The sequence below is a fragment of the Bifidobacterium sp. ESL0820 genome, from assembly GCF_052606235.1.
Genome location: NZ_CP199594.1, coordinates 386,310 through 407,538 on the forward strand (window position 1 = coordinate 386,310; position 21,229 = coordinate 407,538).

Sequence of the window (21,229 nt, forward strand, 5' to 3'; positions counted from 1 at the left end):
GGGTTGATGATCGAGGAGGAATGATTGCATGAGCGATGAAGCGCAGGATCTGCAGGCACGATTGGCTGCCAGGCTGGACGGCCGCGATGGACAGGGACCTAAGGGCATCGATATGACCCGCGCTCCCGAGCTGATGGATGACAGGGAGGTCTTTCGCGGCCCGATATTCGTTATCGACCAGCAGCAGGTGGCTATGTTCCGGCGCGACGGTTCCAAGGAAACCATCGATCGGCAGCTCATCCGTCACGACCCCTGCGTGGTCATGCTGGTACACGACTGCGCTGCCGATGCCTATCTGCTGACCCGCGAATACCGGGTGGGCGCCCAGGCTTACGTCTTCGGCCTGCCAGCCGGTTTCATCGACCCGGGGGAGAGCCCTGTCAAGGCTGCTCTGCGCGAGCTGCGTGAGGAGACTGGTCTGGTGCCCGGGCCTGAGGGTGCGCCGGGCTCAGAAAGCCACCTGGATCCGGAGGACGGTTGGATCGATGCTGCTCCCGATGTCTACTCCTCTCTGGGGATGAGCGACGAGCTCGGCCACATCGTGGTCATGCATCTGCGTCGCTGGCATCAAGGATCCACCGACTTCGACCCGGGCGAGCATATCCAGTCGGCCTGGGTCTCCTGGCAGGAGCTTTGTGCAGCGGGAGTCGCCGATGCCAAGGCAGTGGTGGCCATTCAGCATGAGGCCATCCGTCGCCTGCAGAAGGATTAAGGTCCCAGGCATCAACGCCTGTGATTGGGCAAGTAGAACATACCGGTGGTATGATAGGTTCTTGTCAGAAAAGATGGTCAGGTCAGAATGATCAGGCATTGTTGCGCTGACAAGAAGAGGAGCACTGCATGGGCACGCCGAAGGATCCCGAAGGACATCGCAATCAGATCCTCGATGTAGCCCAGCGGCTCTTCCTGGAAAAGGGGTACGACGGAACCAGCATCCAGGACATCGTCGACGGCCTGGGCGGCATGACCAAGGGGGCGATCTACTACCATTTCCCCTCCAAGACGGCTATTTTCCACGCGGTTACCGAGCGTATGGCCTCGTTCTCATCCCAAGGTGACTGGCTAGGGGAATGGCCTGGCGAGACCGGGTTGGAGAAGCTGCGCAATGAGCTTATCGCCTCCCTGTCGGCATACTCGCGTCTCGATGTCACCTTTTCCGCCAGAACCTTGCTGAAGAGCCCCCGCATGGTAGGCCAGATGTACTTGAAATCCATGGACAGGATTGTGGACGTGATCACCCCCTACGTTCGAGAAGGCGTGGAGGACGGCTCCATCGCCCCATGCAATCCCGAGGATCTGGCCCAGGTGCTCTACATCCTGCTCAACATGTGGATAGGGATTCGATTCTCGACCATGACCCGGGACCAGGTGGTCTCCAAGTTCTCCCTGTTGGCGGATATGCTCAAGGGAATAGGGGCGCCTGTCGTCGATGATCGGGTTATTCGTGCGGCCGTGCATTTGCACGCACATCTGAAGAGCAATCCTTTGACTGCCACCAGCGGGGAGTCCACGCAAGAGGAATCTGACAAGAATCGAGATCGAGGGGTCTCTTAGAGCCGATAGATATCTTACGGCCAAGAGGGCTCTGTCTACTAGCAAGATTCGGGCACTCAACGAGTAATGGTTTTTGTTTCCACCAAACATACCGTCGGTATTTTTGAAAGGAGTTTTATGCAGGTGCTGAAGGCGGACGGAATTGTCCAAGTGTTTGAAGGCAGGGAGGTGCTGTCCGGACTGGATTTGACCTTGGGGCAGGGCGAGATTCTGGGCTTGCTAGGTGCCAACGGGGCTGGCAAGTCCACGCTGTTGAAGATCCTGACCGGAATGCAGAGGCCTGTCGGCGGCAGAGTCTGTTTTCTGGGGAGGCCTCTGAGCGAAGACTACCCGGGCAATCTGGCTAGGATGGGAGTGTTCATCAACGAGCCGGTCTTTTATGAGTCCCTCAGCGCTAGGGAGAATCTTGAGATTGACCTGACCTACCTGGCATTGGCAGACCGGGAGCATAGGGATGCCGAGCCTACCGGGATCAGCAAACTTTTGGACAAGGTCGGTTTGGCCGCCGATTCAACCACGCATGTCGGCAGGTATTCCATGGGCATGAGGCAGAGGCTGGCCCTGGCCAGGTGCATGGGCCATCATCCTGACCTTTACCTACTGGACGAGCCGCTCAACGGACTGGACCCTGTGGCCATCAGACAGCTGCGAGACAGCCTGCGCAGCCTGGCAGCCCAGGGGAGTGCAATCCTCTTTTCCAGCCACATTCTCTCCGAAGTGTTGCGCACGGCCGACCACGTGATGGTCGTTGCGGACGGCAGAGTCAGCCTGCGGGCCAGCGTGCCGGAGCTCCTCAATCAGGGCCAGGAGGTCGCCGAGCGAACCCTGGTCAAGGCCATGGAGGGCTGATATGAAGACGCTGCTGAAATTAGAACTGAAAAAGACCAGGCTATGGCCCTGCATCTTCGGAGGGCTGGCAGTAGTGGCCGCAGCCTTGGCCATCGGAGGCATGTTCCTGGCCATTGGCCACACGAGCGGACGGTCAGATCCTCGGTTGTCAAGCCTGGCCTTCGTGCTGCAGATGGCCATGGTCATCCTTCTGGCGGGCTTCTCCCTGGTGGCTGCTGCCCTCTGCAACCTGGTCTTCATTGAGCCCTATACGGGGAGGAACCTGGCGCTCACCCTCTCATTGCCCATATCGCGAAGCCGAATCCTGCTGGCCAAGTTGATCTTCGTCGGCCTCTTCACTGCGCTCTCCTACTTGGCTGGGACGACCATCACCCTGACCGTCATGCTACTGATCGACCGTCTTGTGGGTTCGCTTGGAACGGGCTCGCCAGGCAGTCTGCTTGAACAGGTTCTCCTCATGCTGGTTACCAGCCTTGCCGGACTGGTGGGGTTGGTTGGCATCGCCCTCTCTATAGGCTTCTGGAAGCGTTCGCTGCCCATCATGTTCGCGGTCCTGCTCCTGCTGGACGCTGTAGTGGGCAACTTGCTCTCCCAATCCCCGCTACTGTCTGCTCTGCTGCTTCTGATCATCTTTCTGGCCTCCCTGCCGGCATGGTGGCTGCTTCATCGGACCCTCATGAAGATCGAACTTCCCTGAACGGCTGCCGACCATGCAGGAGCTTCTGAAGAATAAGCCTTTTGTGACCATGGTTCTGGCCAGTCTGTTGAATACGGTCGGAGGCGAGCTCTTCAACATCGTCTTCATTGTCTATGCCCAGACCATGCCCTTTGCCGCACTGGCTGTCTCCATAGCCTCAATGGCCTGGGTGGCTCCAGCCCTGACGGCCATCCTGACCGGATACCTGGCCGACAGGACCGTGCACAAGACGCGGATGCAAGTGGTGATCAAGCTGGTTCAGGTGTGTATCTATCTGGTTATGGCCATAATGATAGGCAGGTCCAAGAGCCTGCCCGTCTTTGTGCTGCTGGTTGCCATGGACATGGCATCTTCCATGCTCGAGGGGTATGCAGGCAGTCTATGGATGCCGGTACTTAAACATCTGGTCCTGCCTAGCCAGCTTCACCAGGCGACTTCAATCACCTCTGCTACCTCCAGCGTCGCGGCTGTCATCAGTGCAGGCGGAGGCGCAGTGTTGATTGCCCTCCTGGGCAACAGATTCGCTGTATTTGCGCTGATCAACGCCCTCACCTTCCTTCTGGCGGGGATCCTCGTGGCTGTTGGCTATCAGAAATTCACCAGGGCGGAGGTCTCAGTCAATGGCCCACCTGTGGGCAAGCATGTGGGACTAGCATCCAGCCTTCATGTGATCTTGGGGGAGTTCCGCCACTCCGCCTTTCTGGTTCTGATGGTGGGTTTCGGATGCATGGTCAACCTTCTGGGGACGGCCCTGCAGCCCCTGCTCAACCTGGGGCTTATCTCCATGCCCGAGGTCTGGTGGGGAAGCTACGGCACGACCATAGCCGCCGTCAACGGCATCTCCTCCCTAGGACTCATTCTCGGCGCACTCCTTGCCGCAGATCCGCTCAAGCGGTTGCCCATGGCCCATCTGCTGACCGGAGTCATGGCCGCAGCTGCCGTAGTAGGGGTCAATCTGGTCTGGCTGCACATTCCTGCCCTGCTGTTCCTCCCGCTCCTGGCCATGAACTATCTTCTGGGCAAGATCAACCCTAGGTTCATGACCATGCTCATCAGCACGGTGGCCGAGGATCACTTGGCTGCAACTATGGGAGTGGTCCAGACTGTCATGATGATCGGAGCGCCTCTGGGGCAGATGGTCTTTCTGACGCTGGGTAATCTGGTCGGCATCCCCATCACCATGTCCATTTATGCAGGCCTGACGGGCCTTCTGGCCCTGACGATTTTCTCTGTGGGATTGCTGGGCATGAATGCCAAGGATCCGACTCCCGACATGGGCCAAAGGCAAAAGTCGGGCTAGCCGGATTTGAACCGGCGACATCCTGCACCCAAAGCAGGCGCGCTACCAAGCTGCGCTATAGCCCGGCGCCCATAGGCATCACCGTATGGGCACAATGTATCAATATAGCACAGGGTCGGGTCCCGGCCGGTCCTGTGGGGGTGAGCAGGGAGCAGGAACAGCTCTGCGCCTGCGGTTACCATGGTGACCATGACAGTGGAAGAGACATGGGCGGCGCCGCAGGCCGATGGCCCCTTGGAAGCCACGGTGATCATACCGGGAAGCAAGTCCCTCTCGAACAGGTATCTGATTCTGGCGGCCCTGGGAAGCCGCCCCGTCAGGCTGACTGGTCTGCTCAGGTCGCGTGATACGGACCTGATGATTGGGGCCCTGGAGGCCCTTGGCGTGGACTGTCGGGTTGACCCGAACAAGGCTACGAATGTGACCGTCATTCCACCGGCAGGCGGGCGCTTCCGCGGTGGCGCTCGCGTGGACTGCGGACTGGCCGGAACCGTCATGCGCTTTGTGCCGGGCCTGGCCATGCTGGCTGATGGCCCCACACGATTCGACGGAGACGAGCAGGCCTATCGCCGTCCCATGAGACCTCTGCTGGAGGGGCTGACCCAGCTGGGAGCCAGGATCGAGTACCTAGGCCAGGAGGGCTTCCTGCCCTTTGTGCTCACACCCCCGGATCGCCTGGTGGGCAGGGAGGTGACTATAGACTCCTCGGCATCATCGCAGTTCATTTCCGGCCTCCTGCTGCTGGCTGCCAGGGCTGATGGCACTATGACCATCGTCCACTCTGGTCAGCATCTGCCCAGTCTTCCGCACATCGCCATGACCGTTGACGACCTGCGTCAGGCCGGAGTTCAGGTCCAGGCCAATCCCGACCGCTGCAGGTGGAGCGTTGAAGGCAGGGGATCTGCTGGGACGCAGCTGCCCGATCGGGTCCAGGTGGAGCCTGACCTGTCGAATGCGGCCCCCTTCCTGGGAGCGGCCCTGATCGGAGGCGGGCAGGTCAGCGTGCCCAACTGGCCAGACCATACCACCCAGCCAGGCGGCTTGCTGCCAGGGTATCTGAAGACCATGGGTGCGCAGGTAGACATGGTTCCCGACGGGCAGGGCAGTCCCACCTGCAGGGTGACCGGCGGGGGAGCCATTCATGGACTCGGCGACTGCGACCTGTCCCCAGCAGGGGAGATCGTGCCTTCGATTGCAGCAATCCTGGTCTTTGCCGACGGGCCCAGCCGCCTGCATGGCATCGGCCACCTGCGCGGTCATGAGACCAACCGACTGAAGGCGCTGGCCACCGAAATCACCAGAATAGACGGTCAGGCCCGCGAACTTGATGATGGCCTGGCCATCGAGCCCGTGCCTGTTCAGCGTCTGCACGGGGCCGTCATGGAGACTTATGCCGACCATCGCATGGCCACTTTTGCCGCCATGATCGGGCTCAGGATACCTGGCATCAGGGTGCGCAACATCGGCACCACGGCCAAGACCATGCCCGACTTCCCGGGGATGTGGAAGCGGATGCTGGCAGGCGAGGACCAAGGCTGAGCCGCGGCGAATCGAGCGAAAGGAGCCTTGTTATGAGCATCGAGGCTGAAGGGCAGAACTGGCAGGAGGATCTGGACCTGGCCATCGCCATGGTTGACCAGGCGGATCAGGTCACCATGGGCTACTTCAAGTCGCCGGATCTTCACGTGGAACGCAAGTCGGACAATACCCCGGTCACCCAGGCTGACAGGGAGGCGGAGGCGGTGATTCGTCGCGTGCTGGCCCGGGCTAGGCCGGACGATACCATCTATGCCGAGGAGCTGGGAAAGCAGGAGTCCAACGGCAGGCGGTGGATCATCGATCCGATTGACGGGACCAAGAACTATGTGCGCGGGGTCCCCGTCTGGGCGACCCTGATCGGCTTGGAGGTAGACCACCAGATGGTAGTCGGCGCGGTCTCTGCTCCCATGCTGGGCACCCGCTGGTATGCTGCGCAGGGTCAGGGAGCCTACATGGCTCGCCAGGGTGAAGTTCCCAGGGCCATCCACGTTTCAAGAGTGGATCGGATGGAAGACGCTTCCATGTCCTTGTCATCGCTGACTGGGTGGAAGGCCATAGGCCGCCGGGAGCGGCTTCTTGACCTGACCGACCGGATCTGGCGGCTGCGCGGATTCGGCGACTTCTGGCAGTACATGCTCCTGGCCCAGGGTGCCATCGATCTGGCGGCCGAGCCGGAGCTGGACCTCTACGACATGGGTGCCCTGGTCCCCATCGTGACCGAGGCAGGCGGCAGCTTTACCGACCTGGCAGGCAACCCGGGTCCATGGGGTGGCAATGGTCTAGCCAGCAACGGTCTTCTGCACAAGGAGGCATTGGCGGCTTTGGGGGACTGACCTATAAGACATATAGAAAAAGGTCGGTGGCCACATGCATTGCTGTGGTCGCCGGCCTCTTTCTGCTCTTAGGACCAGGTTCCTAGAACCAAACCTTGAACTCAATCATCCCTCATTCAATCATCAATCAGATTGAGGGGACAGGTTCGGTTAACGGTCAGGCCTGGAACTTGTTGCCGTAGGCATCGCCTTGGCTGGCGACGACCTCGGCCTGGCGGGCGATGGAGAGCTCCTCGTTGGTGGGGATGACGCAGACGGCGACCGTGCTGTCGGGGGTAGAGATGATTCGGGCCTCCTTGGAACGCTGGTCGTTCTTCTCCTGGTCCAGTTTCACTCCGAAGGGCTCCAACTGCTCGATGACCCGGCGGCGCACGATTTCATCGTTCTCGCCCACGCCGGCCGTGAAGGTGATGGCATCCAGGCCGCCCATCTGGGCCGTGTAGTTGCCGATATAGCCGACGATGCGGTGGACGTAGATGTCCAGTGCCAGCTTGGCATCCTCATCGCCCTCGGCGATTAGCTTGTGGACCTCGCGCATGTCGCCATGGCCGGTCAGGCCGGTCATGCCGGAGCGCTTGTTGAATAGGGTGTCCAGCTCATCCACGCTCATGTGGGCGTTGCGGATCAGGTGGAAGACAACGGCAGGGTCAATGTCGCCGGTGCGGCCGCCCATGACCAGGCCCTCCAGGGGGGTCAGGCCCATGGAGGTCTCGACGGGATGCCCGGAGACCTGCGCCGAAGCGGAAGCCCCGTTGCCGATGTGCAGGACGATCTGCCGCAGGCCTTCTGCGGGCTTACCCAGCAGGCCGGGAACCAGCTGGCCCACATACTGGTGGCTGGTGCCGTGGGCGCCATAGCGACGGATGTGGTACTGCTTGGCGATGTCCTTGTTGAGGGCGTAGGTGGAGGCCTTCTTGGGCAGTTCGAAGAAGAAGGAGGAATCGAAGACGAAGACCTGCGGGGTCTGCGGCATCAGTCGGCTCATGACCTCGGCGCCTTCAGCCTCGGGTCCGTTGTGCAGGGGGGCCAGTACGGCCAGATCCTTGACCTGGCTCAGGGTCTTCTTGGTCAGGAGGGCAGGCTTGGGGAAGATGGCTCCACCCTGGACGACACGGTGGCCAACGGCGATGATGCCGGCCTTGTCCAGATCAGGGCCATACTCCTTGAAGAAGCCCAGGACGCGCTTGAGTCCAACCTCATGGTCGTGGATGGGCTCCTCAAGCTCATGCTTCTCGCCGTTGACCTCGTGCTTGTAGTGGCCGTCGGTGGGCTCGCCGATCTTCTCGACCAGACCCGAGGCCAGGCTCTGGCTGGTCTCCAGATCGACCAGCTGGTACTTGATCGAGCTTGAACCCGAATTGATGACTAGGACGGTTTTCGCCATTGGGGCATCCTCCTGATGTGCTTGTATAGAGCCTGCGCTCCTCAATCAGTCTTCAAGATTACTCGTCGGCCCTTACAAGGCGCGGTATATAGCCAGGCCGACATGGTTTTGGGGCTGCTGCCGGAACCTTCTTGAAGATAAGATCCAGCAGCAGCCCCAGAGGTTTGCATAGACGTTATAAGACGGTCGTCAGTCCTGGGCCTCGACGGCGGTCAAGGCCACGGTGTTGATGATGTCGGCCACCAGAGCGCCGCGGGAGAGGTCGTTGACTGGTTTATTGAGGCCTTGCAGCACCGGTCCGATGGCCAGGGCGCCCGAGGTGCGCTGTACGGCCTTGTAGCCGATGTTGCCGGCGCTCAGGCTGGGGAAGACGAAGACGTTGACAGTTCCGGCGACCGGATCGCCTTTGGCCTTGGTGGCCGCCACAGTGGGTGACCAGGCCGCGTCGAACTGGATGGGGCCCACGATGGGCAGGTCCGGCGCCTTCTCCTTGGCCAGGCGGGTGGCCTCTTCCACCAGGTCCACATCCGGGCCCTTGCCTGATCCCAGGGTGGAGTAGGAGAGCATGCCCACTCGCGGGTCCACGCCGAAGGAGCGGGCCGTCTGGGCCGACTGAATGGCTATGTCAGCCAGCTGTTCGGATGACGGGTTGAGATTGATGGCGCAGTCGGCGAAAACCGCCACATGGTCGGGGAAGCACATGAGGAATGCTCCGGATACCAGCGAGGCACCCGGCTTGGTCTTGATCACCTGCAGGGCTGGGCGGACCGTGTTGGCGGTTGAGTTGATTGAGCCGGACACCAGGCCGTCGGCCTTGCCGAGCACCACCAGCATGGTGCCGAAGTAGGAGGGATCGGCCAGCTGCTTGCGCGCCTGTTCCGGGGTCATGCCCTTCTTGGCGCGCAGCTGGCAGAGGCGATCAACCATGGGTGTCAGCACCTGCTCGTCGTCCATGGGCTGGAAGGAGGCCTTGTCCAGGTTGTTGAGGCCAAGCTCCTTGCCGCGGGCCAGAATGGAATCCTTGTCGCCCACGATGATCAGTTCAACGATGTTGCGGGCCAGCAGGTAGTCGGCCGCCTTGATGATGCGGTCCTCGCCGCCTTCGGGCAGGACTATGGTCTTCCTGTTGGCCTTGGCCTTGGCCAGCAGATCGTTCTGGAAGGCTACAGGCGTGGTGGCCTTGGGGCTGGCGGCGTCGGCGGCCTTCAGCACCTGGTCGACGTCCACCTCCTGCTGGAATGTCTGGCTGGTGGCCTGGCGGGCCTGATCGGCGGACGGATCCGTGTCGAAGTCCATCTTGGAGACGGTCCAGGTCGGCAGATCATACTCTTGGAAGGCCTGAGCAAGAGGCGCCTTCTGTTCAGGCTGGCATCCGGTGATGAAGATCCCGGCAAGCACGGCTCCCTGGGCCTCGATGGTCCGGCGGCAGGCAGCTACGGTCTTCATGACCTGGCCGGGTTCCCTGCCGATAGTGCAGACGGCCAGCATGACCGGGGACCTCAGGTCGGCGGCGATCTGTGCATTGAGAGCAAACAGGCCGGGGTCGAAGAGCTTTGAGGCATCGCTGCCCACGATCAGGACGCGCTCGGGATGGGTGGCCTCCATCAGACCGTCATAGGCGTTGAGGACATCGGCCCGGGTCTGCATGGTGTCCTCAGTGGCGTGCCCAGGGCACTTGCCACGGCAGATCTCTGGATCCGTAGCGGGGAATGAGCTGGCTGCAACCAGTTCCGGGGTCAATGGGTGCTTCCTGCAGGCGATTGGCCTGAATACGGCCGTTTTGGCTTTGGCGCTCAGGGCCTTGGTCAGGCCGTAGGCCACGACATTGCGGCCGTTGGCGGCTTCTGGGCTGATGATGGTGATGCTTGCAAGACTCACTGTGTCTTCTCCTGTCCGGATGTGGTTGCCTTGATGACTGCTTTGTTCACAACCTTGTCCAGTATACAGAAACCGCCCGCCATGCGGGCTGCGCATGACGGGCGGTTTCAGGGTCGGATCAGCGTATCATTCGTTGTCTCCGGCGGTCGCGGCGGTGGCGGAGATGGTCTCCTGGCCGGCGCGGTTGGCATCGGGCCAGACCCAATCGGTGTAATCGGGGTGGTCGTAGCCCTTGTCCACGGCGAACTGGAAGGCCTCGTCGCGGAACTTGGTCCACTTGTCGATCTGGTCGGCGTACTTGCCGGCATCCACCAACTTCAGGGCGGAGGCGGCCAGGCACCAACGATCCATGTTGTTGACGCGCACCATGTCGAATGGCGTGGTGGTGGAGCCCTGCTCCTCGTAGCCGTGCACGGAGAAGTTGTCGTGGTTGGGACGTCCGTGGATCAGGCGGTAGATGGAGCCGGGGTAGGCATGGAAGGCGAACAGGACCGGCTTGTCCTTGCTGAAGAGCTCGGTGAACTCCTCGTCGGACAGGGCCTGATCGTTCTCCTCGGTGTCCTGGATCTTCAACAGGTCGACCACGTTGACGAACTGGACCTTGAGGCCCAGCTTCTGCAGCATGTCGTCGGCGGCCAGGGCCTCCTGGGTGGGGATGTCGCCCGCGGTGGCGATGACGACATCAGCATCCTCAGCATCCTTGGCGTTGGAGGCCCAATCCCAACGGGCGGCCCCCTTCTCCAGCTCGTCGGCGGCCTCGTCCACGCTCTGGTAGGTGGCGGCGGGCTGCTTGCCGGCGAAGATGGCGTTGATGCAGTTGGTCGACTTGTAGCAACGCTCGCCCACGTTCAGCAGCATGTTGGCGTCGGCGGGGAAGTAGATGTTGACCACGTGATCGTTGTTGAAGTTCTTGTTCAGCAGGATGTCGACGAAGCCGGGATCCTGGTGGGAGAACCCGTTGTGGTCCTGACGCCAGACGTGCGAGGTGACCAGGAGGTTCAGTCCGGCGATGGGCTTGCGCCACGGGATTTCGCGGACGGTGGCCTCCAGCCACTTGGCGTGCTGGTTGATCATGGAGTCGATGACGTGCACGAAGGACTCGTAGGAGCTCCAGATGCCGTGGCGTCCGGTCAGCAGGTAGCCCTCCAGGAAGCCTTCCATCTGGTGCTCGGAGAGCTGCTCGATGACCTGGCCGGTGTGGGCCATATGCTCGTCGGTCAGCTCCGACAGGTAGTCGGCATCCCACTGCTTGTTGGTCACTTCGTAGGCAGCGGCCAGACGGTTGGAAGCCGTCTCATCGGGCCCGAAGATGCGGAAGTCGGTGGGGTTCTTGGCCAGTACGTCGCGGGTGTAGTAGCCCAGGACGCGGGTGGCCTCGGTGGCGCCCCAGCCGTGGCCGTGCTTCTTGATGTCGATCTCGTAGTCGTGGATGTCAGGCAGCTCCAGCGGCTTGAGCAGCCGGCCGCCGTTGGCGTTGGGGTTCTCGCCGATGCGCAGGTCGCCCTTGGGCATGAAGCTGGTGACCTCGGGACGCAGGGTGCCCTTCTCGTCGAAGAGCTCCTCGGGCTTGTAGGAGGCCAGCCAGTTCTTGAGGATCTGGAAGTGGGCCTCGGTGTCGCGGGCGGAGGTCAGCGGCACCTGGTGGGCGCGCCAGGATCCCTCGGTCTTCTTGCCGTCGATGAACTTGGGGCAGGTCCAGCCCTTGGGGGTGCGGAAGATGATCATGGGGTAGAAGGGACGGGTCATGTCGTCGGTTTCGGCCCGGGCCTTGATGTCGCAGATCTTGTCGAAGACGGTCTCCAGCATGTCGGCGAAGCGACGGTGGATGGACAGATGGTCCTCGTCGTCGAACCCTGCAACGAACTCGAAGGGCTCATAACCCATGCCATGGAAGTACTCATGCAGCTCCTCGTCGGAGATGCGCGAGAGGATGGTCGGGTTGGCGATCTTGTAGCCGTTCAGATGCAGGATGGGCAGGACGATGCCGTCGGTGCGGGGGTTGACCAGCTTGTTGGACTGCCAGCCGGTGGCCAGAGGGCCGGTCTCGGCCTCGCCGTCGCCCACGATGCAGGGCACGAAGAGGCTGGGGTTGTTCATGATGGCGCCGTAGGCGTGGGAGAGGGCATAGCCCAGCTCGCCGCCCTCGTGGATGGACCCGGGGGTCTCAGGCGCGAAGTGGGAGGGGATGCCGCCCGGGTAAGAGAACTGGCGGAAGAACTTCTGCAGGCCAGCCTCATCGTTGGTGATCTTGGGGTAGTACTCGCTGTAGGTGCCGTCCAGGTAGGACTGCGAGGTGCCGGCGGGGCCGCCGTGGCCGGGGCCCATGATGATTACGGTGTTCTGCTGATGGTCGGCGATCAGACGGTTGATATGGCCCAGCAGGAAGTTCAGGCCGGGGGTGGTGCCCCAGTGGCCGACCAGACGATGCTTGACATCCTCCCGAGTGAAGGGCTCCTTCATCAGGGGGTTGCTGCGAAGATAAATCTGTCCGATGGAAAGATAGTTGGCCGCCCGCCAATACTTGTCGACGGCCTCGAGGGTCTCCTCGGCGATTGGGGTCTCCAGCTTCGCCCAAGGGGTGCCGATAACAGGATTCGTCATGTGTACTCCTGCACTATAGTGCGATTGTTTATTTACTTCGGTTACGGGCTCGTACGGTGTCATTTCAGGCATCCGTCGGGTTCGTACCCAATGCCTACATGGTACGTGAACGAGCAGACTTTTCTGAACGTTTTCTTGCAGTGTGTGTTCGCTCTTGTGAGAAAATGCGAGGGAATTGTCTGCTTGCAGACTTGAATTTCCGCCGGGGGTGCCGACCAGGGCTCAATGACGGTAGCATTGTCGAAAACTGCAACCATACTGGACTTGTCCGCGGGCGTTGAATCGTCGCTCTCGGGCATCCATGGCAGATACAGCATACGTATATATAAGGAGTCTTATGGCACAGGGTCCCGTCCTGGTGGTCGATTTCGGTGCGCAGTACGCCCAGCTGATCGCTCGTCGAGTCAGGGAGGCGGGGGTCTACTCCGAGCTGGTGCCTCATTCGATGAGCCTGGACCAGATGCTGGCCAAGGATCCCAAGGCGGTCATCCTCTCCGGCGGCCCGGCCTCCGTCTACGTGGACGGGGCACCTTCCATAGATAAGAGGATTTTCGAGGCAGGGGTGCCCGTGCTGGGCATCTGCTACGGCTTCCAGGTCATGGCCCATGAGCTGGGCGGCGAGGTGGACAAGGCGGCCCTGGGGGAGTACGGCAAGACCGAGGCCCTCATCGACAGCGCCAAGGGAATCCTGCAGGATTCACCCGCAAGGCAGGATGTGTGGATGAGCCATGGCGTCGCCGTCAACCGTGCGCCTGAGGGATTTGAGGTCCTGGCGCATACCGAGGGTGCTCCGGTGGCGGCCATGCAGGATCCTTCCCGGGGGCTGTACGGGGTCCAGTGGCATCCCGAGGTGACCAACACCCCTCTGGGGCAGGACCTGATCGACCGCTTCCTGCACCAGTGCGCCGGACTGCCGTCGGACTGGAACGCCTCGGGCATCATCGAGCAGCAGGTGGAGAAGATCCGTCGCACGGTGGGAGACGACCAGGTCATCTGCGGCCTGTCGGGCGGCGTCGATTCAGCCGTGGCGGCCGCTCTGGTCCACAGGGCCGTCGGCGACCAGCTGACCTGCGTCTTTGTGGATCATGGTCTGCTGCGTAAGGGGGAGGCCGAGCAGGTCAAGCATGATTTCGTAGCCGCCACTGGCATCAAGCTGATTGCCGTGGATGCCTCGCAGGACTTCCTGACCGCCCTCAAGGGTGTTTCCGAACCAGAGCGCAAGCGCAAGATCATCGGCGAGAAGTTCATCCGCACCTTTGAAAAGGCCCAGCGGCAGGTGATTGAGGAGGCCGGCAAGACCGGCAAGGAAGTCAAGTTCCTGGTGCAGGGCACGCTCTACCCCGACGTGGTCGAATCGGGCGGCGGAGACGGAGCGGCCAATATCAAGTCCCACCACAATGTGGGCGGTCTGCCCAAGGACGTCAAGTTCCAGCTGATCGAGCCCCTGCGCACCCTCTTCAAGGACGAGGTCCGGGCCATCGGCACCGAACTGGGCCTGCCTGACCAGATCGTCTGGCGTCAGCCCTTCCCGGGCCCTGGTCTGGGAATCCGCATCATCGGCGAGATCACCCAGGAACGTTTGGAGACCCTGCGCGAGGCCGACGCCATCGCCCGCGAGGAGCTGTCCAAGGCTGGTCTGGATCGGCAGATCTGGCAGTGCCCGGTGGTGCTGCTGGCCAATGTGCATTCGGTAGGTGTGCAGGGCGACGAGCGCACCTATGGCTCGCCAATCGTGCTGCGTCCGGTCTCCTCCGAGGACGCCATGACCGCTGATTGGACACGGCTGCCCTATGATGTGCTGTCTACTATCTCCACGCGGATTACCAACGAGTGCCCGGGCATCAACCGCGTGGTTCTGGACTGCACCTCGAAGCCTCCAGCAACCATCGAGTGGGAGTGAGCATCTGGGCCGACAAGTTTTATGTCGATACGTCATATGGTTCATCGGCCCATTTGGTAAGCTTCCGACTTCTTGAACGCCAATAGCCAATAGGAGAGCTCAAGTGTCGCAACTGCTCATCTGATGGGCGCTTTCAGCGAGCGTTCATATTCCTGCAACCATTCCTTGGTCACTGGCTCGATTCGTGTTCCGCCTTTGCCCTCTGGATTGGCCATGAGTATGCGTATCCGTTCGCCCTTCGTTGCTATGCAGAAGGTGAATTCTACGTTGGTGGCGACCCCCCATTCCCCTCTCCTGTTGAGAGCGATCAAAGAGATCTCGCCGACCTTGCCGTAGCGGTTCCTCAGGAGGTCGTCGAATTCGTAGACTGCGGAATCGCAGGCTTCCTGCGGGCTCAAGCCGCTTCCCATCAAGGCGACGATCCGATAGGAGAGGCATCCTTTCATGATGTCTTCTCCCAATCCGGTGGCGGCTGCCCCTCCGATGGCGCTGTCCACGTAGAAGCCCGAGCCGGGTAGGGGTGAATCGCCTACTCTGCCCGGTTCCTTCATGAAGAGCCCTGATGTTGATGTGCCAGCAGCCATCGAACCCTGCATATCCAAGGAGATGGTCCCGACCGTATCGTGCCCTCGATAGGGGCCGGCAGACTCCGGTCTTGCGGCCTTGGCGGCTTCCAGCTCCCAGCGCTCTCTGGCCCTATCCGTCAGCATATTGCGCATTTCGAACCCGCTGACCTGGGCGTAACGGGTCGCCCCCTGCCCGACCAGAAAGCTGCTGGTATGGCGCCGGCTCAGCTGCCTGGCCACTGATATGGGATGGAGTACATGCTGGATGCCGGCCACAGCGCCCATTGCCATGCTGTTCCCGTCCATGAAGGCGGCGTCCATCTCCATCTCACCTTCCCGGTTGGGCAAAGCTCCATAACCGACGGAGGTGTAATCGGGGTTGGCCTCAACCTCTCGGATAAGCGCCTCGACAGCATCGCCCGCCTGGCCACCCTCTTCAAGATTGGAACTTGACTTGACCATCCCTTCATAGGCCATCCGCCATGTAGCAATGGAGGCCCAGGTGGACTGATCGTGGCTGACTATCTGTGAGGATGAATCACTCATTTCCTTGGTTCTTTCTGTCGGTACGGTCGTTGACTGCTCTTGGGCGGAGCACAAAAACTGTTTTAAAGCAGAAGAGCAGGCGAGACCTCAGCCGGTCGATGAATGATCGAGCTGATGGACCATGCTCCTGAGGGGACAGCCGTCAGTAGCGGGCTTACCTCGCCCGCATGCAGACAGCAACGATGTCCTCTGCCTTATCTCTTCCATTAATGATAATTAATAAAGATACTTTTGTTTCGGAATGTCTTGCCAGCATTCCTATTGCTTTATCAGCATCAGCTTTTGTGTACATGCCTTAAGGCTGACTTAGAGGGCCGAATTCCAACAATTTGTTTGGTGATCGCTGGATGGCAGATCCGGTTGATTCGGCGTGACGCAACACCTTCGGCGTGTATACTTTCCAATTTGATATATACTATTAACAAACTATTGTCTCTTGAAATAGTTTGGGACCAAGATGGTCCATGGAATTCAGTTGTTTGCAGTATATGAGTGAATCAATCGCTCGCCATCGCGAAGGGATTGCGATGACTGTTCCGAGGAAGGGACTTTCATGGAGTCGAAAGAGCAACAGGTGAATACCAGTTCACCGATTTTGATGCTGGGCATCTTGTCCATATCGTTCCTGATGTCGGTTTCCAATGCCGTTTCAGGGACAATCCCATTAATGAAGCAGTACTTTTCCAACATCTCGGAGGCCAACATCGAGCTGCTGGTCGTCATCCCCACAGGCGGCGTCCTGCTGGGAACCGTGGTCAGCGGCCTCATATCCAACAAGCTGGGCAAGAAGTACACGGTCCTTTTGGGACTCATCGTCTCCCTGGTCTTCGGAGTCATCCCTGCTTTCTTCTACAACTACCCGGCCATCTTCCTGTCGCGAGCCATGTTCGGCGTGGGCATGGGCATCTTCACCCCGCTGAGCGTCTCCTACATCACTGATGTCTTCCCCGAGAAAATCAGGAACAGGCTCCTGGGTTGGAGGAACTCCGTCGGCGCCATCGGCGATTCGATCATGCTCTTCATTGCAGGGTTCCTGATCAACATCTCCTGGCATGCCACTTACCTGGTCTTCCTCTTCCTGATCGTGCCCATTGTCCTCGTCTCCCTCTTCGTCCCCAAGCGGCTTGACCGAGTCATCGTGGAGGACGGCAAGGAGGTTGAGGAGGACACCTCCATCAAGCCGTCCACCAACGGCGGCGTCATCCAGCTGGCCATTCTCTTCCTCTTCGTCTGCCTTTTCTATTCGGCCATCTCCCTGAAGCTGGCCAGCCATATGGTCGATTCACATATAGGCTCTGCAGCTGATGCCACCAGGATCTTCGGCTTCCTGGTGCTCTGTTCGATCATCTCCGGCATCGCCTTCGAACAGCTCGCCAAGTGGTGCGGACGATACACCGTCTTCATCTTCGAGGTGCTGACAGCAGTGGTCATGATCGCCATGCCCTTCACCAACTCCATTCCGATCTTGCTGGTTCTGGTCCTGGTGGCAGGGTTCTGCAACGGCATCATCAACCCGGCCCTGACGGCACGCATGGTGGCCTATTCGCCCAAGGGCTCCATGAACCTGACCACTTCGATCATCCTGATCGGCATCAACATCGGCTCCCTGGTGGCTCCTTACTTCTTCCAGGCTCTGGGCGGGGTGCTTGGCAATAAAGACCCAGGTTTCATGATCATGTGTGCAGGAATCTGCTATGTGATTCTGGCCCTTTACGATGCCTTCGTCGTCAAGAAGGACAAGCTGACCATCTGAGGTTGGTCATGGCAATTCGTGTCAATCAACAGAAACAGAGGTAAATAATGAGCGATACCGTGGAATGGTTCAAGCAGGCCAAGTACGGCATGATGATCCACTGGGGTCTCTATTCACTCCTGGGAGGAGAGTACCAGGGGAAGTCGTCGAGCAACTATGCGGAATGGATCCAATCCAAGCTCCAGATCCCCAACAAGGAATACGAACGCCTGACCCAGGCCTTCAACCCGATTTATTTTGACGCTGATGCCATAGTCGACCTGGCCAAGCGCTGCGGCATGCAGTATCTGGTCGTCACCACAAAGCATCACGACGGCTTCGCCATGTACCGGTCGTTGGTGGATCCCTACAACGTCTATGACGCGACGCCGTTCCATAGGGATGTGATCGGCGAGCTGTCCTTGGCCTGCCGCAAGGCTGGTCTGCGATTTGGCCTCTATTATTCGCAGGATCTGGACTGGCATGAACCGGATGGGGGCGGATACCTCTCGAACGACATCGAGACTGCAGGCACCACCTGGGACAACAGTTGGGACTTCACAGGGGAGAAGAACTACGAGCGTGCGTTCAAGCACAAGATCATGCCGCAGATCGAAGAGATCATGAGCAACTACGGGGAAATATCGGTTGCCTGGTTCGATGTTCCCATGACCCTCAGCGACGAGCAGAGCCAGACCATTTACGATACGGTCAAGCGTCTGCAGCCCGACTGCCTGATCAATTCCAGGCTGGGCAACGGCCGTTACGACTACGTCTCTCTGGGGGACAACGAGATTCCCGAAGATTCGGATGCCAGCGACAAGGCTACTTCGGATGGGAATGTCGATTACAACTCGATCGAAGGATTCAAGCCCTCCAAACTTGGCCTTTATGAGACCGCCGGGACCATCAACGATTCCTGGGGATTCTCCTATCATGACCAAAACTGGAAGAGCCCGCAGACCATTCACGATTACAAGGCCCATCTGAACAAGTACGGCATCAACTACCTGCTCAATGTCGGTCTGGATGGATTGGGACGCGTCCCTATGGCGGCCGAGCAGGCACTCCTGGGGGCGCGAGCTCTGTAGGCCTGAAAAAAACGGAATTCTGTGAATCAGCCAGAGGGTCTTGTCGGAAGGATGCCATTCCAATCCGACAAGACCCTTTGCTGGCTGCTTGTTGAGCTTCACAGTCTGGCGACTTCACAAAATCGGACCTCTGTGTTTGGAATCTATGGAGCCTATAAGTTCAATCATACGTATAGCGGTACTTTGACAACTGTGAAAGCTGATGTTTGATGAATACCGTGTTTGCGCGAACCTTTATTTTGGAAGGAATTTGATTGCTTTCACTACAACAGAGGTGATTGTCCTACCGTTTTTTGCGACGAGACCGCCTGCTGCCAACAAGCCTCCGCCGATGGTGGTTAGGTTTTTCTTCGCATGATCTGCGCTGTCTTTTCTTTTTGCTAAGCAGCGAGCGCAGTAAATGCCATCCGGGTTATCGATGAAAGTGTGGCATTCACGGGATCTGCATACGGCCATCAGTTTTGAGCCGCATTTTGGGCAGTAATCATAGTCTTTTTTATATTTGTCGTTCTTTTTGTAAGAGTCGCATTCCTGGTTGGTGCAGCCTCTAACGCTCTTCATGGCTCTCATCCTTTTCATCAGATACCTTAAGGTACAGGTGCTTCTCAGGCAATGCCAGGGCCTCGCTTAGATTGGAAACATCAAGTTGAAGTGCGGCTCGAGATCGCCAAATTCCCTGTTCTGTTCCTGTATCAGAGCGATCGCATTCCGCTAGAAGGCCCGCATTGTCTCCCACAGTCGTCTTTATGAAGTGCGAATATGTTTCCAGGGATTTCGCCATGGCCTTGGGCTCTCCTTGCTCGCAAAAAATGGCTGCTCTGGCAATCGACGCCTGGTGTATGGCAGGAAAGCAACTGTTGATGCTGTCCATTCTTTCATCGATGAGTTTTGTGCGTTTGCCTTTTTCATGCTCATAGTCGCCATTAGCGAGATATTTCACGTCAGAATCCATCTTCAGCTCGAGCTGGGCCTCTGCGTCCGATAGAGCGCGTAAGGACTGAGACACAAGGAGCTTTCTCAGAGTGTCGTCATCAACTTCACGGGCCTGCAGATAAAGGCGCATGCCGCTCTGCAGGAGGCCGAGCCTATCGCTCTGCTGCCCCTCGAGGACTTCCTGCACGCGCACATCTATGACTGCAATCTGGTGGGCGATGTCTTCAAGCTGACCTTGGATTGCCCTGAGTTGTATGGCGTTCGCCGCTTGAACGGGATCAATCCCCCCGCTGAAATCCTCGCGCTTGATGGGCAGTTTCTTTCCATATCGCCCGTTAGGATCCAAAAGTTGGGCAAAGGTATTGCCTGTTCTATCGGCAGTCAGCTTGATGTCACCATTGGCGATGGCGTCGAGCGTATTTTTTGGAGCATCTACCACCAGGCGAAAATCACTATTCCTGGCCTTATATGCCAAGGCGAATCCGGAGGATTCGCGTTCCAGTGCATGAACTATGTCTTTAATGGCGGCATTGCTTTTATTGACGCCATTCCTTATTCCGTTCAGGAAAAATGCCAAAGGCGAGTCCGGATCGGCGTTGAGCTCAGATTCTTCAGGCTTCAATGAAACCCCCTATCGAAGGACATGCTGGCTGCACGCTAATAAATGACGATAATTAATTAGATTATAACTGTCCGATACTCAAAGGCGCTTACAGCAATTGCTTTGTTTGTAGGTAGTCAGAAACTCAACCAAATATCAATGAATAGGCGGGGCAAGGTACTTGCAATACCCCAACCCAGCGTCGTTCGCATGGCTCTCCTGGTCAATACCGGCCTTGGCAAGGAAATCGAGGTAAATAAGACTGTTGGTATTTCACAATAGCTGGGACAGTATTTGACTTCGGGGAGCTTAAGCTTCATGCACGCATCTGGTTTCAATGAAGACACTGCTCTGGTGCGTAGTTTTAGCGTTTACAGGTCCTTGGCATGGACCATCAGGTAGTCCCAGGCACGGGCGGGGAGCAGGGCATGAATGGCGACCAGAGGTTTGGCTCCGAAGCCCAGAAGGTAGCGTGGACGGGGATGGCGTACCGTCGAAGCACGGACGATGGCCTTGGCAATGGTTGATGGTCGGGTCAAATGCCTGCTGGAGTAAAGCTTGCGCAATCCAGCAGCAGCTTGGAACCCTGACTTTCGATAGGCACTCTTGCGGGTCACCTTCTGAAGATGGTCGGCGGCGATTGCGCCCCAGTTGGTGGCGATGGCTCCAGGCTCGATAAGGACCACGTCGATGCCGAAGGGGCGGGTTTCCATGCGTAAAGCGTCGCTGAAGGCCTCTAGGGCGTACTTGGTGGCATGGTACCAGGCACCCATATAGGTGACCATCCGGCCAGCCATAGATGAGGTGTTGACGATCCGGCCGCGTCTGGCCCGGCGCATGGCTGGCAGCACCAGCTGGGTCAGTCGGGCGAGGCCGAAGAGGTTGACCTCGAATTGTCGCCGGACCTCGTCGATGGAAACCTGCTCGACTGGGCCATAGGAGCCGTAGCCGGCATTGTTGACCAGCAGGTCGACCCGCTTTTCCTTCTGCAGAATTCGTGCGACGGCCTTCTCAATGGAGGCGGAATCGGTCAGGTCCATCTGCACGGCCGTCACCCCCTTGTCGGCCAGTGGCTTCAATCGTTCGACTCGTCGTCCTGCCGCATATACCTGGTATCCATGATCGGCGAGCAGGCCAGCGGTTTCATACCCGATGCCGCTGGTGGCTCCAGTGACCAGCGCCACTCGATTGGTCATACTTATCACCCCTTCTGGCTGGTGTCTGT

Annotated in this window: 17 protein-coding genes and 1 tRNA gene; 10 read left to right on the forward strand and 8 right to left on the reverse strand. The window is 59.1% G+C overall.

From position 1 onward, the window contains the following. Positions 1 to 28 precede the first annotated feature (28 nt). The 5 genes from ACUIAH_RS01610 (at position 29) to ACUIAH_RS01630 (ending at position 4,400) form a co-directional block, all read left to right on the forward strand. Positions 29 to 712: an NUDIX hydrolase gene (locus ACUIAH_RS01610; RefSeq protein ID WP_445341180.1), complete on the forward strand. Its 684-nt coding sequence runs from the start codon at positions 29 to 31 to the stop codon at positions 710 to 712. A gap of 128 nt (positions 713 to 840) precedes the next feature. Beyond that, positions 841 to 1,554 (forward strand): TetR/AcrR family transcriptional regulator, encoded by a 714-nt coding sequence (locus ACUIAH_RS01615; protein WP_445341181.1) that lies wholly within the window; start codon positions 841 to 843, stop codon positions 1,552 to 1,554. Between the two features lie 117 nt (positions 1,555 to 1,671). Next, positions 1,672 to 2,403 (forward strand): ABC transporter ATP-binding protein, encoded by a 732-nt coding sequence (locus ACUIAH_RS01620; protein WP_445341182.1) that lies wholly within the window; start codon positions 1,672 to 1,674, stop codon positions 2,401 to 2,403. A 1-nt stretch (position 2,404) separates the two neighbouring features. After that, entirely contained in the window at positions 2,405 to 3,100 is a 696-nt protein-coding gene (locus ACUIAH_RS01625) for an ABC transporter permease (RefSeq protein WP_445341183.1), read from the forward strand. 49 nt (positions 3,101 to 3,149) lie between these two features. After that, positions 3,150 to 4,400 (forward strand): MFS transporter, encoded by a 1,251-nt coding sequence (locus tag ACUIAH_RS01630; protein ID WP_445341520.1) that lies wholly within the window; start codon positions 3,150 to 3,152, stop codon positions 4,398 to 4,400. On the opposite strand, the gene ACUIAH_RS01635 is transcribed toward ACUIAH_RS01630, so the two are convergent. Continuing rightward, positions 4,392 to 4,465 (reverse strand) — tRNA-Pro (locus ACUIAH_RS01635). The two genes, ACUIAH_RS01630 and ACUIAH_RS01635, sit on opposite strands and share 9 nt — an antisense overlap. A 115-nt stretch (positions 4,466 to 4,580) precedes the next feature. Between ACUIAH_RS01635 and aroA the strand changes: the two genes are divergently transcribed. Both aroA and hisN read left to right on the forward strand, forming a co-directional pair. Further along, positions 4,581 to 5,939: a 3-phosphoshikimate 1-carboxyvinyltransferase gene (aroA, locus tag ACUIAH_RS01640; protein ID WP_445341184.1), complete on the forward strand. Its 1,359-nt coding sequence runs from the start codon at positions 4,581 to 4,583 to the stop codon at positions 5,937 to 5,939. Between the two features lie 32 nt (positions 5,940 to 5,971). Further along, entirely contained in the window at positions 5,972 to 6,772 is an 801-nt protein-coding gene (gene hisN, locus ACUIAH_RS01645; protein WP_445341185.1) for a histidinol-phosphatase, read from the forward strand. 157 nt (positions 6,773 to 6,929) lie between these two features. Here hisN and ACUIAH_RS01650 read toward each other — a convergent pair whose 3' ends face one another. The 3 genes from ACUIAH_RS01650 to ACUIAH_RS01660 form a co-directional block, all read right to left on the reverse strand. Further along, positions 6,930 to 8,156 carry an acetate/propionate family kinase gene (locus tag ACUIAH_RS01650; protein WP_313841898.1) on the reverse strand — a complete coding sequence of 409 codons (1,227 nt, stop codon included), beginning with the start codon at positions 8,154 to 8,156 and terminating at the stop codon, positions 6,930 to 6,932. Positions 8,157 to 8,345: 189 nt separating this feature from the next. Then, on the reverse strand, positions 8,346 to 10,034 hold the full coding sequence (gene pta / locus ACUIAH_RS01655; protein ID WP_445341186.1) for a phosphate acetyltransferase: 1,689 nt from the start codon (positions 10,032 to 10,034) through the stop codon (positions 8,346 to 8,348). Between the two features lie 126 nt (positions 10,035 to 10,160). After that, positions 10,161 to 12,635, reverse strand: a complete 2,475-nt coding sequence (locus ACUIAH_RS01660) for a phosphoketolase (RefSeq protein ID WP_445341187.1) — start codon at positions 12,633 to 12,635, stop codon at positions 10,161 to 10,163. Positions 12,636 to 12,972: 337 nt separating this feature from the next. Between ACUIAH_RS01660 and guaA the strand changes: the two genes are divergently transcribed. Then, positions 12,973 to 14,535, forward strand: a complete 1,563-nt coding sequence (guaA, locus tag ACUIAH_RS01665) for a glutamine-hydrolyzing GMP synthase (protein ID WP_445341188.1) — start codon at positions 12,973 to 12,975, stop codon at positions 14,533 to 14,535. Positions 14,536 to 14,651: 116 nt separating this feature from the next. Here guaA and ACUIAH_RS01670 read toward each other — a convergent pair whose 3' ends face one another. Further along, positions 14,652 to 15,647: a N(4)-(beta-N-acetylglucosaminyl)-L-asparaginase gene (locus tag ACUIAH_RS01670; protein WP_445341189.1), complete on the reverse strand. Its 996-nt coding sequence runs from the start codon at positions 15,645 to 15,647 to the stop codon at positions 14,652 to 14,654. 598 nt (positions 15,648 to 16,245) lie between these two features. On the opposite strand from ACUIAH_RS01670, the gene ACUIAH_RS01675 reads away from it, so the two are divergent. Beyond that, entirely contained in the window at positions 16,246 to 17,400 is a 1,155-nt protein-coding gene (locus tag ACUIAH_RS01675) for an MFS transporter (RefSeq protein WP_445341521.1), read from the forward strand. Positions 17,401 to 17,447: 47 nt separating this feature from the next. After that, positions 17,448 to 18,470, forward strand: coding sequence for an alpha-L-fucosidase (locus ACUIAH_RS01680; RefSeq protein ID WP_445341190.1), 1,023 nt, complete (start codon positions 17,448 to 17,450; stop codon positions 18,468 to 18,470). 234 nt (positions 18,471 to 18,704) lie between these two features. Here ACUIAH_RS01680 and ACUIAH_RS01685 read toward each other — a convergent pair whose 3' ends face one another. The 3 genes from ACUIAH_RS01685 to ACUIAH_RS01695 form a co-directional block, all read right to left on the reverse strand. Continuing rightward, positions 18,705 to 19,031, reverse strand: coding sequence for a hypothetical protein (locus tag ACUIAH_RS01685; RefSeq protein ID WP_445341191.1), 327 nt, complete (start codon positions 19,029 to 19,031; stop codon positions 18,705 to 18,707). After that, entirely contained in the window at positions 19,018 to 20,025 is a 1,008-nt protein-coding gene (locus ACUIAH_RS01690; protein WP_445341192.1) for a hypothetical protein, read from the reverse strand. The genes ACUIAH_RS01685 and ACUIAH_RS01690 overlap by 14 nt, the downstream gene beginning before the upstream one ends. A 350-nt stretch (positions 20,026 to 20,375) precedes the next feature. Continuing rightward, on the reverse strand, positions 20,376 to 21,200 hold the full coding sequence (locus ACUIAH_RS01695) for an oxidoreductase (protein WP_445341193.1): 825 nt from the start codon (positions 21,198 to 21,200) through the stop codon (positions 20,376 to 20,378). Between the last annotated feature and the right edge of the window lie 29 nt (positions 21,201 to 21,229).